At 73.9% G+C, this 12,791-nt stretch carries 13 protein-coding genes; 8 read left to right on the plus strand and 5 right to left on the minus strand.

The features are described 5' to 3' along the window. Positions 1-7 precede the first annotated feature (7 nt). Positions 8-553 carry a cysteine dioxygenase family protein gene (locus tag AB0C84_RS06855; RefSeq protein WP_361061960.1) on the minus strand — a complete coding sequence of 182 codons (546 nt, stop codon included), beginning with the start codon at positions 551-553 and terminating at the stop codon, positions 8-10. 107 nt (positions 554-660) lie between these two features. Between AB0C84_RS06855 and AB0C84_RS06860 the strand changes: the two genes are divergently transcribed. Both AB0C84_RS06860 and AB0C84_RS06865 read left to right on the plus strand, forming a co-directional pair. Further along, on the plus strand, positions 661-3,348 hold the full coding sequence (locus AB0C84_RS06860; protein WP_361061963.1) for a LuxR C-terminal-related transcriptional regulator: 2,688 nt from the start codon (positions 661-663) through the stop codon (positions 3,346-3,348). 104 nt (positions 3,349-3,452) lie between these two features. Continuing rightward, positions 3,453-3,983, plus strand: coding sequence for a DinB family protein (locus tag AB0C84_RS06865; protein ID WP_361061966.1), 531 nt, complete (start codon positions 3,453-3,455; stop codon positions 3,981-3,983). Positions 3,984-3,990: 7 nt separating this feature from the next. On the opposite strand, the gene AB0C84_RS06870 is transcribed toward AB0C84_RS06865, so the two are convergent. The 3 genes from AB0C84_RS06870 to AB0C84_RS06880 all read right to left on the minus strand — a co-directional run bounded on the left by AB0C84_RS06870 (position 3,991) and on the right by AB0C84_RS06880 (position 6,985). Further along, entirely contained in the window at positions 3,991-5,010 is a 1,020-nt protein-coding gene (locus tag AB0C84_RS06870; RefSeq protein WP_361061969.1) for a TerC family protein, read from the minus strand. Between the two features lie 799 nt (positions 5,011-5,809). Beyond that, positions 5,810-6,172, minus strand: coding sequence for a DsrE family protein (locus AB0C84_RS06875; protein WP_179844354.1), 363 nt, complete (start codon positions 6,170-6,172; stop codon positions 5,810-5,812). A gap of 150 nt (positions 6,173-6,322) precedes the next feature. Continuing rightward, positions 6,323-6,985, minus strand: coding sequence for a GIDE domain-containing protein (locus tag AB0C84_RS06880; RefSeq protein WP_361061972.1), 663 nt, complete (start codon positions 6,983-6,985; stop codon positions 6,323-6,325). A 111-nt stretch (positions 6,986-7,096) separates the two neighbouring features. Here AB0C84_RS06880 and AB0C84_RS06885 point away from each other — a divergent pair, with 111 nt between their 5' ends. The 4 genes from AB0C84_RS06885 to AB0C84_RS06900 all read left to right on the plus strand — a co-directional run bounded on the left by AB0C84_RS06885 (position 7,097) and on the right by AB0C84_RS06900 (position 10,235). Continuing rightward, positions 7,097-7,582 (plus strand): FABP family protein, encoded by a 486-nt coding sequence (locus tag AB0C84_RS06885; protein WP_179844352.1) that lies wholly within the window; start codon positions 7,097-7,099, stop codon positions 7,580-7,582. A gap of 635 nt (positions 7,583-8,217) precedes the next feature. After that, positions 8,218-8,634 (plus strand): transcriptional repressor, encoded by a 417-nt coding sequence (locus AB0C84_RS06890; protein WP_141578642.1) that lies wholly within the window; start codon positions 8,218-8,220, stop codon positions 8,632-8,634. A 43-nt stretch (positions 8,635-8,677) separates the two neighbouring features. Then, complete coding sequence (locus tag AB0C84_RS06895; RefSeq protein WP_361061977.1) at positions 8,678-9,664, plus strand: glycine cleavage T C-terminal barrel domain-containing protein; 987 nt, start codon at positions 8,678-8,680, stop codon at positions 9,662-9,664. 79 nt (positions 9,665-9,743) lie between these two features. Next, on the plus strand, positions 9,744-10,235 hold the full coding sequence (locus AB0C84_RS06900; protein WP_179844350.1) for a hypothetical protein: 492 nt from the start codon (positions 9,744-9,746) through the stop codon (positions 10,233-10,235). Positions 10,236-10,273: 38 nt separating this feature from the next. Here AB0C84_RS06900 and dtd read toward each other — a convergent pair whose 3' ends face one another. Next, a complete protein-coding gene (gene dtd / locus AB0C84_RS06905; protein WP_361061981.1) occupies positions 10,274-10,699 on the minus strand; it encodes a D-aminoacyl-tRNA deacylase in 426 nt (141 codons plus the stop codon). Between the two features lie 20 nt (positions 10,700-10,719). Between dtd and AB0C84_RS06910 the strand changes: the two genes are divergently transcribed. Continuing rightward, positions 10,720-11,547: a 3-keto-5-aminohexanoate cleavage protein gene (locus tag AB0C84_RS06910; RefSeq protein WP_361061984.1), complete on the plus strand. Its 828-nt coding sequence runs from the start codon at positions 10,720-10,722 to the stop codon at positions 11,545-11,547. A gap of 170 nt (positions 11,548-11,717) precedes the next feature. After that, a complete protein-coding gene (locus AB0C84_RS06915; protein ID WP_258940695.1) occupies positions 11,718-12,695 on the plus strand; it encodes an asparaginase in 978 nt (325 codons plus the stop codon). Positions 12,696-12,791 lie beyond the last annotated feature (96 nt).

Below are 12,791 nucleotides of genomic sequence, written 5' to 3' on the forward strand. Positions count from 1 at the left end.
GCCGGGCTCAGCCCCGAATCGGCAGGTCGTAGAAGCGGCGGACGCTGGAGCCGACGCGGTCGAGGTCCGTCCCGTAGATGTGCAGGGAGACGGCGGTGGCGTCCCCGAGGTTGCGCACGCGGTGGATGTCGCCGGGCGGCGCGAAGCCGCTGACCTCGCCCGCCGGGTTCGGGTTCGCGCCCGCCTCGATCAGGGCCGTGCCGTCGTCGGAGAGGGTGTAGAGGTCCTCGTGCTCGGCCCCGGCCAGGACGCCGAACACGCACCACGTCACGTGGTCGTGGACGCGGGTCTCGGCACCGGGCTGCCACACGATGGCCAACATCGAGAACGAGCCGTCCGGTTCCACGTGCAGCATGTGGCCGCTGGAGGTGCCGTGCTCGCCGACGAGCTGGTCCGGACGGAGCAGCTGCCCGGGGGACGGGAGATGCTCGCGCAGCGCGCCAGCGACGCGGTCGGCGGTGTCCTGCCAGTCGGCGCCGCGGGCGGTCGCCGCGCGCACGGCGGCGGTCAGGATGTCCAGGTCGGTGGCGGGTCGCGCGGTTAGGGTGGTCATGTCGTCCTCCTCGTACCGGGTCGCCTCCAGCCTCGTCGCCGGGGAGGTTCGCCGTCATCCGTGGCCCCCGCGGAGCACCACGGATGCCGCCACGGAAAGGGGCCGCGGTGGCGGAGCACGTGTCCGAGCGCGAGGCCGAGGTGCTGGCCGCCCTGGGCGCGCGGATGTCCAACGCGCAGATCGCCCACCGCCTGCACATCTCGGTGCGGACGGTGGAGAGCCACGTGTCGTCGCTGCTGCGCAAGTACCGCGTACCGGACCGGTGGGCGCTGGCGGAGCTGGCCGGCTCCGGGGCGCGGGACCCCGGCCGTGTCGCGGGCCTTCCGGCGTCCGCCACGACGTTCGTGGGCCGGGACGCCGAGCGCGCCGCCCTGCTGGCCGCGCTGGAGGAGGCGCGGCTGGTGACGCTGCTCGGGCCGGGCGGCGTGGGCAAGACCCGGCTGGCGGCGGCGGTCGCCGGCGACGCCGCCGCGCTGTTCCCGTCCGGCGGCGCGTTCGTGGACCTCGTCCCCGTGCGCGCCGGGTTCGCGGCCAGGGCGGTCGCGACCGCGCTCGGGGTGACGGAGGGCTCGCACCAGCCGCTGGAGGAGGCGGTCGCCGCGCGGCTCGGCTCCGGGCACTGGCTGCTCGTCCTGGACAACTGCGAGCACCTGATCGACGAGGCCGCCGCGCTCGCCGGGCGCCTCCTCGCCGCCTGCCCGGGCACCCGCGTGCTCGTGACCAGCCGGGAGCGGCTCGGCGTCCCGGGGGAGCGCTGCGTGCCGGTGGCGCCGCTGGCCCTGGGCTCGGACGCCGAGCGGCTGTTCCGCGACCGCGCGCTCGCCGCCGATCCGCGGTTCGTGGCGGAGCCCGAGGTGGTCGCGGAGCTGTGCGCACGGCTGGACGGCATGCCCCTGACGATCGAGCTGGCCGCGGCCCGGGCGGCGTCGCTCGGCGCGACGGGGCTGCTCGCCGCGCTGGAGGACGCGCTGCGGGTGCTGTCCGGCGGCCGGGGCGGCCAGGAGCGGCACCGGTCACTCGACGCGGTGCTGTCCTGGAGCCACGACCTGCTCGCGGACGAGGAGCGGGCGCTGTTCCGGCGGCTCGGGGTGTTCGCGGGGGCGTTCGACATCGACGCGGCGGCGTCGGTGGGCGGGGAGGCCGCCGCCGCGGTGGGCGGGGACCGCGCGGGCGTCGCCGACCTGCTCGGCCGGCTGGTGGACAAGAGCCTCGTCGTGCACGTGCGCGGCCGGGTCAGCCGGTGGCGGCTGCTGGAGACGGTCCGGGCGTTCGCGCTCGCCCGGCTGTCCGACGCCGGGGAGCAGGACGGGACGAGGGCCCGCCGCCTCCGGTGGGCCGCGGCCGCGGCGTCCGCCGCCGAGGACCGGCTCGGCGACCCGGGGTGGCGGGACGACTTCGACGCCATGGCCGCGGACCTGCGGGCCGCGCTGGCCTCGCCCGCCCCGCCGGACGACGCCGGCGCGGGCGAGGTGACGTACCGGCTGGCGAGCGCGCTGGCGCACCTGACGTTCGCCCGCCGCAACCTGCTGGAGTCCTTCGCGCACTACCGGACGGCCGCCGCCCTCGCGCGGGACCCCGGCTCGGCGGCGCGGGAGCTGCGGGCCGGGGCCGGATGCGCGCACGTCAGCACCACGTCCAACCAGCACGTGTTCGACCTGCTGCTGGAGGCGGCCGAGCGGGCGCGGCGGGCCGGGGACGAGCGCGGCCGGGCGGTCGACCTGGCGCGGGCGGTGGAGACCGCGTGCCGCTTCCCGGAGGCGTTCGAGACCCGCGTGCCGCGCGAGCGCCTGCACGACCTGTTCGCCGAGGCGTCCGCGGCCGGGCACGGCGGCGACCCCGAGGTGGCCGCGCGCGTGGCCGTGGCCCGGGCCTGGCTGGCCGGGCCGGGCGAGGCCGTCCCGGACGCCGGGCTCGCGGCGGCCGCCGTCGCCGCCGCGCGGGCGGCGGGGGACCCGGTGCTGACCAGTTCCGCGCTGTGCGCGGCGGGCACCGCGGCGCTGCGCGCCGGGCGGCTGCGGGAGGCGAACCGGATCACCCGGGAGCGGCTGCGCCTGCTCGCGTCCATGGACCGCGACGACCCGTACTGCGCGCCGGAGGTCTGCAACACCTACGGCCGCGCCTGCATCTACGCGATCATGGCCGGGGACCTGCGCGGCGGGATGAAGGCGGCGCGGGCGGGCATGGAGGACGACCTCCTGCGCGACACGCACATCACCGCCGGCCGCCTCGTCCAGCCGCTGGCGCTGACCGGGCGCTTCCGCGAAGCGATCGGGCACGGCGAGCGGATGTGGGACCGGTGGGAGCGGGCCGGACGGCCGGCGCCGCGCTGGATGCTGGCGTCGGTGTGCGCGACCGCCCTCGCCTGCGGGATGTCCGGCGACCGGGAACCGGCGGCGCTGTGGCGGGCCCGGGCCGCACGGGCGGCCGGCGGCCCGGCGGCGCCGGTGGCCTTCGTGGACGCCCGTCTCGCCCTGCACGACGGGCGCTTCGACGACGCCGAGCCGCTCGTCCGCGAGGCGTTCGCCGCCGGGACGCCGCTGGACCCGTACCTGGCGTACGCGCGGGCGGCGGGCGCGGAACTCGCCGTGGCCGCCGGGCTGCCCGGCGCGGCGGAACTGCTGGCCGAGGCCGGTCCGCTCGGCGAGGAGAACCGGTGGGCGGCGGCGTGCCTCGAACGTGCCCGCGCCCGTGCCGAGGGCGACGCCGACGGTCTCGCGCGAGCGGCCAAGAGCTGGGACGCCCTCGGAGCCCGAGCGGAACGGGACTTCACACGACAGCTACTGGCCCAGCCCTAACGCGGCCAAAGAAGTTCTCCGGACCGGCGATCGAGGCCAGGATCTGACCGCCTTGATTTCTACCGTTGTCTCGCAGGTGAACGACACCAACGAAGGCGGGAACCATGAACGTTGACAATGCGCGGGCGGTCACCGGGGAGCGGGCGGACCTGCTGGCGGAGCTCGCCAAGGCGCGGCACTTCCTGCGGTTCACCACGCGGGACCTCACCGACGAGCAGGCCGGGCGGCGGACCACGGCGAGCGAGCTGTGCCTCGGCGGTCTCGTCAAGCACGTCACGTCCTGCGAGCGGGGCTGGGTGGACTTCATCCTCGAAGGCGCCTCCGCGATGGGCGACTTCACCCAGATGACCGAGGAGGACTGGAAGCGCCGCGCGGACGAGTTCACGATGCTCCCCGGCGAGACGCTGGCCGGGGTCCTGGACGCCTACGCCGAGGTGGCCCACCGGACCGACGAGCTCGTCCCGACCCTGCCCGACCTGGACCTCCAGCACGAGCTGCCCAAGGCCCCGTGGAACACCGACACGCACTGGTCGATCCGCCGGGTGCTGCTGCACATCACGGCCGAGACGGCCCAGCACGCGGGCCACGCCGACATCATCCGGGAGTCGCTGGACGGCGCCAAGAGCATGGGCTGAGCCCCGGTCAGCGGGCCGCCGGCTCCTCTTCGCGGGGCTTCTTCTCCCGTCGGCCGCGCAGGGAGCCGGCGTGGGCCCTCTCCTCCGGGTGGCGGTGGACGCGGACCAGGCTGGCGCCGGTCGTGAACAGCAGGATCACCAGGATCACGCCCAGGGAGAGGGGCGTCGGGATCTCGGGGACGGACGTGGAGACGTCCTGGTGCAGGAACTCCAGGATCAGCTTGCAGCCGATGAACGCGAGGATCACCGACAGGCCGATCGACAGGTAGACGAGGCGTTCGAGCAGGCCCTCGATGAGGAAGTAGAGGGCGCGCAGCCCGAGCAGGGCGAACGCGTTGGCGGTGAAGACGATGAACGGGTCGTCGGTGACGCCGAACACGGCCGGGATGGAGTCCAGCGCGAAGAGCACGTCCGTGCTGCCGATGGCGACGAAGACCAGCAGCAGCGGCGTCATCACGCGCTGGCCGTCCTCGTGGGCGAGCATCCGCCCGCCGTGGAAGTCCTGGCTCACCGGCAGGATCCTGCGGGCGCGGCGGACGAGGAAGGTGTCCTCCACGTCGGGTTCCTCGTTGCGGTGCCGGATGAGCTGGACCGCCGTCCAGATCAGGATCAGCCCGAAGATCAGGAACGTGAAGGAGAACAGGTTGATCGCGGCGGCGCCGACCGCGATCAGGACCACCCGCAGGAGCAGCGCCGCCGCGATGCCGAACAGCAGCGTCTTCTGCTGGTACTCGGCGGGCACCGAGAACTTCGCCATGATGATCACGAAGACGAAGAGGTTGTCGACCGACAGGCTCTTCTCCACGACCCAGCCGGAGAAGTACTCGGTGCCCGCCGCCGACCCGGCGAGCATCCACACCGCGCCGCCGAACAGGACCGCGACCGCGATGTAGAACACCGACCAGAACGTCGCCTCCCGGATGTGGACCGCGTGCGGACGCCGGACGGCGACCAGCAGGTCGAACACGAAGAGCGCGATGATCAGTGCGATCGTCGCGCCCCAGGCCCATGCGGGTATGTCGGCCATCCGGCGGCTCCAGTCTCGGGGGAACGTCGGCAGTCCTATTTCCGTTCTCCGGCCGTTCTACCGCGATGGCCCGCGGCCCCGGCCGCGAGACTCCGGCCTCCGGAGCAGGGCGAAAGCACTCAGGCGGGCCTGAGTACCCGCACCGATGCCGCCGGACCTGGCGGGCGGCCATGCTTCGGCCATGCACACCTCCCGCTGGCGCCCGCCCGCCCTCGCCGCCAAGGCCGCCCTCGCCGCGCTGCTGGCGCTGGCCGTCGCCTTCCCCGGATGGGACCGGTTCGCGGACAAGGCGATGGGCGTGCGGGTGGCCGCCTACCCCGCCGCCGTCATGATCGTCACGCTGGTCTGGGCGCTGCGCGGCCGGGAGCGGCCCTTCCCCTGGGACGTCGACCTCCTCGTCACCGCCCCCTTCGTCGTGGACGTCGCGGGGAACGCCGCCGACCTCTACGACACGGTCGGCTGGTTCGACGACGCCTGCCACTTCGGGAACTGGGCCCTGCTGAGCGCCGCCGCCGGTGCCGCCCTGCGCCGCTGGGCGGGCCTCAGGTCGTGGACGCTCGCCCTGATGTGCACCGGTCTGGGCGCCGCCGCGGCCATCCTGTGGGAGTTCTTCGAGTACGGCGTCTTCATCCTCGACACCCCCGAGACCGTCACGATCTACCGCGACACCATCGGCGACCTCATGCTCGGCCTCGCCGGCTCGGCCGCCGCGGGGCTCGGTCTCGGCCTGCGGAGCGCGCGGCCGTCGCGTCCCCGGGCGGGCGGCCCGGCGAACCCGGGCCCGGACGTCCTCCTCGTGTCAGTACACGAGGGCCTGGACGTCCGGAAGGGTGATCTCCTCGACGAAGGTCGGGGCGCCGGCGATGCGGACGCCGGGCAGGACGTCGTCCGGGCCGATCTCGCGGCGGGCGGCGCACTGGGTGCAGAGCGTGACGCGGCCCGCCGCGAGGATGACGCCGAGAAGGTCGTCCAGGGGAGTGGCGTGGGGCAGTGAGAACCCGGCGGCCCGTCCCGGCAGCGCGAACCACGCGGACTCCCCGGTCAGCCAGAGGGAGACCGGGACCCCGCTCGCCGCGGCGGCAGCCGCGACCGTGAACGCCTGGTTGCAGCGCTCGGGGGCGTCCGCGCCAGCCGTCACCTTGATGACCAGTGGTCTTGCCATGAAGGCACTCTAGTCCGGTGTCCCGCGTAGCATCCTGCGATGTGGCCGGGTTGGTGAACGCGGGAATCCTTGTCGTCGTCCTGGGGCTGATGGCGGTGGCCGCCGTCCTCCTCGTGATCAAGCTGGGCCGGCTCCGGTAGGCCGGGCGCCTCAGCGGAGGTAGAGGTGGTCGAGGGCGACGACGGCGGCGCAGGCGAGGAAGACGGCCGCGCCGCCGCCGTACCCGATCCCCATGAACATCACGGCCCGGCGCCGGTACTCGCGGCGCGTCCGCGTGCTGATGGCGTACTGGCCGGTCTCCTTGTCCTTGCCGACGGAGCCGCCGGTCGCGGTGCCGAGGACGAAGAGCGGCTGGTCGGCCGGCAGGATCCACTCCTCGTACCGGTACTCCGCGACCTCCCCGTCCACGCCGGGCAGGTCCCCGTTCGCGGGGCGGCGCTCGTCCATCGTCCGGACGGCGCCGTCGACGGCCGCGGTCGCGGGGTCGATGACGACGTGCCCCGTCCCGTCCCGCAGAGGGAAGGGCGTCGTCGACTTCTCGTCGATGAAGACCCGCTTGCCCGTCTTCGTGCTGGCCGTCGCCTTCGTCTTGTACCAGGCGCAGGGGCGGCCCGAGAACGGCGCGGGCCGGACGGCGAGCGCCGTCCCGCTGACCTGGCACGGGACGCCGGCGTGGAGCCCGGCGAGGCCGGCGCAGTCGGTCTGGACGGCGCGGCGCAGGTTACGGAACCGGATCCGCCAGACCCAGCCCGCGGCCAGCAGGCCCGCGGCGATGATCAGCGGGACCACCATGCTCATGGTGAGGGGCGTCACGTCCCCATGGTCGGGGCGCCGCCCGGCGCCGGACAGGGACGCCGGTCCCGGACGTGAGGGGACGGCGCACGGGGACGCGTACGGCGGCGCGCGCCGCTACCCTCGGTGCCCATGGACGTTGAGCTGCACCCCGACCTTGAGCCGCTGAAGTTCCTCCTCGGCACCTGGGAGGGCGCCGGCGTGGGCGGCTATCCCACGATCGAGTCGTTCAACTTCGGCCAGGAGATCTCGTTCACGCACGTCGGGAAGCCGTTCCTGATCTACGCGAGCCGGACCTGGAAGATCGAGGAGGACGGCACGCTAGGGCGTCCGCTGGGCATGGAGACGGGGTACTGGCGGCCGCGGCCCGACCACCAGGTGGAGGTCACGCTGGCCCACCCGACGGGCATCGTCGAGATCTACGTGGGGGACGTGGCGTTCAACCGCGTGGAGCTGCACACGGACGTCGTCGCGCGGACGGAGTCGGCCAAGGAGGTCACCGGCGGCCACCGCCTCTACGGGCTGATCGGCGAGGACCTCGGCTGGGCGTACGACATGGCGGCGATGGGGCACGAGCTCCAGTCGCACCTGTCGGCCCAGCTGAAGAAGGTCTCCTGAGCGGCGGAGCGGGCCGGTCCCGGAGGTGACCGCCCGGATGGGCCCCGGACATGATCGATCCCCGGACCTTCCCGCCGGGTGGCGGGGCGACGGACAGGACGGGTCCATCGGTCCGGGGACCGGGTAACTGCCTGGTATTCGCCGGTCACCGTCGCGACCGGCTACCTCTGCCCAGCGGGCGGAGGATCCGAGGCGGAACGGCGACTAGCGGACAGTCACCTCGCGAGTCCTACAAGCAACCATTGGTTAGGACCACCTCCTTTCGCGCGTATCCCGAACGTATGCGACGCCCGCGCGGGGAGGCAAGCGGGTTTTCCGTGAGCTGAAATCGGACATCCGGACCGGCGCCGCCCGGGATCTGGAACCTGTCTCAAAGCGACCTCGGCCAAGCGCGCGAACGCGTGAGCTGCCCGGTGGAGCGAAGCCGGAGGCGAGCGGAACCGGGCAGATCGCGAAGCGATGCAGCGTTCGCCCAGGCCAGGTCACGCAGCGAGCCGCCAGGCGAGCGAAGTGGGCCGGGACTGAGAAAACACAGCCGCCAGGCGAGCGAAGTGGGCCGGGACTTCGAGAACACAGCGAGCCGCCAGGCGAGCGAAGTGGGCCGGGACTTCGGAAGCACGGCCTAGACTCGGTGCATGGTCGAGTCGTGGCAGGAGGAGCTGCGGGCCAAGGGCTACCGGGTGACCCCGCAACGCCAGCTGGTGCTCGAAGCGGTCACCAACCTGGAGCACGCGACCCCCGAGGAGATCTGCACCGAGGTGCAGCGCACGGCCCGCGGCGTGAACATCTCCACCGTGTACCGGACGCTCGAACTCCTGGAGGAGCTCGGGCTCGTCAAGCACGCCCATCTCGGGCACGGCCCGCCGAACTACCATCTCGCCGCCGAGGCCGAGCACATCCACCTCGTCTGCCGGGGCTGCCACACCGTGGAGGACGTCGACCCGCGCGCGGCGGCCGGCCTGGCCGACGTCCTGGCGCGCGACTTCGGCTTCGAGACCGACGTCCACCACCTGACCGTCTACGGGCGCTGCAAGGACTGCCGCGAGGCGTAGCCGGGCGGCGCGATCCGCCGGTCCGCGACATAGTCTGGACGGCATGGAGAGCCCTCTGCTGCAGTCGCCCGGAGCCGTCGCCGCCGACGCGCCCGACCAGGAGGTCGCCGCGCACTACGGGGACCCGGCGCGGGAGCAACGCGCCCTGGAGGACGGGACGGCGTTCGTCGACCGGAGCAACCGGGGCGTCGTCCGCGTCTCGGGGCCCGACCGGCTGAGCTGGCTGCACAGCCTGCTGAGCCAGCACCTGGACGGGCTGAAGCCGGCGGAGCCGACCGAGGCGCTGCTGCTTGGCCCGAACGGGCACATCGAGCACCACCTGTTCCTCGTCGACGACGGCGAGGCCGTGTGGGCCCACGTCGAGCCGGGGGCGGCCCCGGCGCTGGTGGAGTTTCTCGACCGGATGCGGTTCATGCTGCGCGTCGAGGTCGCCGACGTGTCGGACGAGTTCATGGTGGTCACCGGGCCGGGCGGCCCCGGCGACGGCCGTCCCGCCTGGCCGGACGTCGCTGGCACGACGACGCGGATCGTCCCGCGCGGCGAGTTCCCGGAGGGCCTGAAGCCGGCGGGGATCTGGGCGTACGAGGCGCTGCGCATCGCCGAGCACCGCCCCCGGGCCGGCCTCGACACCGACCACCGGACGATCCCGCACGAGGCCGGGTACGTGGAGACGGCCGTCCACCTGAACAAGGGCTGCTACCGGGGGCAGGAGACCGTCGCGCGCGTCCACAACCTGGGGCGGCCCCCGCGCCGGCTGGTGTTCCTGCACCTGGACGGCAGCGTCGACCGGCTGCCCGCGCACGGCGACCCGGTGGAGGTCCCCGGGGGCCGGACCGTCGGGTTCGTCGGGTCGGCGGCGCGGCACCACGAGCTGGGGCCGATCGCGCTGGCGCTGGTCAAGCGGAACGTCCCGGTGGACGCCGAGCTGCTCGCGGGCGGCGTCGCGGCGGCCCAGGAGGTCGTCGTGTCACCGGAGACGGGCGCGAACGCGCAGATCGCTCTGCGCCGCCGGCCCGCGAAACACGGGTAGCAGCCCGCCCCTGGGACGAATATCGTCTGATAAGACGATTTCTGACCGACCGCCGCCCGGGGAAGGTGGATTCCTACCGATGGTCCCGAACCTGGGGAAAGGGGAGCCGCCTGCGGCGCGGAGGGGAGGGACCCGGCGCCGCCCGCGCCGGGAGTCCGCCCTGACCTGGTGGGCCCTGTTCGCGGCGATCGCCGGGATCGCGTGGTGGCAGCACTCATGGCGCGTCGCGCTGCTCGGCCTGCTCGCCTGGTGCCTGTACGAGTTCGCGCTCGTCCCCACCCTGTGCCGGGTGCTGACGCCGAAGGGCGCCGCCTGCACCGAGCGCACCAGAGGCCGGCTGTTCGCCTGCGGCCCGGCCCACCAGCGGCTCCGCAACGACGCGCTGTGGCGGCTCGCCGGGCTCCGCAACCCGTTCGAGCAGGGGCCCGTCGGGGACGAGAGCGACACCGGGACCGTCGTGGTGTCCTCGGGCGTGCGCGGCCGCCTCGTCCCGCAGGACCGCGTCCTCATCCTCCTCGCCGCCGCCGGGACCGTCACCGCGCTCGTCGGCATGGTCTACGGGTTCCGCTGAGCCGCGCGATCGAGCCGCGCGTCCGGCCGGCCGCGCGGTCAGACGTCCAGGATCAGCGTGATCGGCCCATCGTTGACCAGCGCGACCTTCATGTCCGCCCCGAACTCCCCGGTCTCGACCTTCGCGCCCAGCTCGCGCAGCTCCCGGACCACCGCGTCCACCAGGGGTTCGGCGACGGGACCGGGCGCGGCGGCCGTCCAGCTCGGACGGCGGCCCTTCCGCGCGTCCCCGTAGAGAGTGAATTGGCTCACGACGAGCAGCGGCGCGTTCACGTCGGAACACGACTTCTCGCCCTCCAGGATCCGCAGCCCCCACAGCTTGGACGCCAGCCTGCGGGCGCTTTCCGCGCCGTCGTCGTGCGTCACGCCGACCAGGACCAGCAGTCCCGGCCCCTCGATCGCGCCGACGACGCGCCCGTCCACGGACACGCTGGCCTGGCTCACCCTCTGGACTACAGCACGCATGACCATGCATTCTGCCGAACATGGGAGCAACGACGCTCATCACGGTGGCGCCCACGGGCGCGGAGTCCGCGAAGGCGGACGTCCCGGCCCTGCCCGTCACCCTGGATGAACTGGTCCAGACGGCCAAGGAGTGCGAGGCGGCCGGCGCGGCCGTGATCCACGTGCACATCCGCGACGACGACGCGCGGCCCACGCTCGACCCGTCCCGGTTGCGGGACACGGTGACGGCGCTGCGGGAGAGCACGGGGCTGATCGTCCAGCTCTCCACGGGCGGCGCGGTCACCGACCCGTACGAGGACCGCCTCCGCGTCCTGGACGCCGGACCCGACATGTGCTCGCTCACCTGCGGGACGGTCAACTTCGGCGACGACGTGTTCATGAACCCGTGGTCGTTCATGGTGGAGTTGTACGAGCGCACCCGGGAACTCGAGGTCGTCCCCGAGTTCGAGCTGTTCGACCTCGGCCACATCACGTCGCTGCACCGCCTCCTGGACAAGCACGGGCTCCCCTACGGCGGCCACGTCCACTGCGACCTGGTGATGGGCGTCCCGGGCGGAATGCCGGGCGACGCCCGCACCCTGGTCGCCGCCGTCGAGGCCCTCCCGGAAGGCGCCACGTGGTCGGCCACCGGCATCGGCCGGACGTCCCTGCCCGTCCTGTTCGCGGCCCTGTCGGCCGGCGGCCACCTGCGGGTCGGCATGGAGGACACGGTCACCTTCGCCAAGGGCCGCCCGGTCACGGCGAACGTCGAGCTGGTGGAACGCGCGGCCCAGGCGGCGCACCTGGCCGGGCGCCCGCCGATGGCCCCCGCCGAGGCCCGCGCCCTCCTCGCCACCAGACCACGCTGACCGGCGCGAGCACCCCTCCGGGCGAGTCAAGCCGGGATGGGGCAACCTGGCCGCTTTCGTGGGGCCGGGTGCCGCTTTCATGGGGGACGCCGGGTACTTGACCTTCGGAGATGCCGTTCGGGGCGGGAAGAGCACCGGTGGCTCCGGTGTCGTGGTGATGGAGGGGTGCGGTGGACGTCAATCCTGTGCTGGTCGAGGTGGAGCGTTCCGGGTTCGTGGAGTCCCGGCACCGGGGGGCGGCGATCGGGCTGGCCGCCGACGGGGGCGTCGCCTTCCGGGCGGGGGAGACCGGGGCGCCGATCTTCCCCCGGTCGGCGAACAAGCCGATGCAGGCGGTCGCGATCCTGCGCGGCGGGCTCGAGCTCGGCGGCGAGCTGCTCGCGCTCGCGGCGGGCAGCCACTCCGGTGAGGACTTCCACGTCGAGGGGGTGGAGAAGATCCTCGCGGGCGCCGGGCTGGGGGCCGGCGACCTGCGCTGCCCCGAGAGCTGGCCGATCGACCCCGCGACGCAGCAGGAGGTCGCCCGGACGGGCGGCGGCCAGTCCCGGCTGCGCATGAACTGCTCCGGGAAGCACGCCGCGATGCTCGCCACGTGCGTCACGGCCGGCTGGCCCACCGACTCCTACCTCGATCCCGGCCATCCGCTGCAGCGGATCGTCCGGGAGGTCGTCGAGGAACTGGCCGGGGAGCCCGCCACGGCGGTCGGCGTGGACGGGTGCGGGGCGCCGCTGTTCGCCGTGTCCATCGCGGGCGTCGCGCGGGCGTTCCGGGCGCTCGTCCTCGCCGAACCGGGCACGCACGAGCGGCGCGTCGCCGACGCCATGCGGACGCACCCGCAGTGGACGTCCGGGACCCGGCGCGAGGAGCGGCAGCTGATGGACGCCGTCCCCGGCCTGCTCGTCAAGTGCGGCGCCGAGGGCGTGGACGCCTTCGCGTTCGCGGACGGGCGCGCCGGCGTCGTCAAGATCGACGACGGGGCGATGCGGGCGCGGACGCCCGTGACCGTCGCGCTGCTGCGCGCCCTCGGCGTCCACGACGGCACCGACCGGGTCGCCCTGGACGAGCTGGCGACCGTCGAGGTGCGCGGTGGGGACGGCGTCGTCGGCGCCATCCGCCCGGCACCGGGCGTCTTCGACCGGACCGCCTAGTTGTGATGTCCAGGGAGGTTGGTCAGCCGGGTGATCGGTGGCTGGTCTCCGATGGCGGAGTGGGCGCGGTGGTGATTGTAGAAGTGGAGCCAGGAC

The sequence above is a fragment of the Actinomadura sp. NPDC048955 genome (assembly GCF_040649435.1).
GTDB classification, from domain to species: domain Bacteria; phylum Actinomycetota; class Actinomycetes; order Streptosporangiales; family Streptosporangiaceae; genus Spirillospora; species Spirillospora luteofluorescens.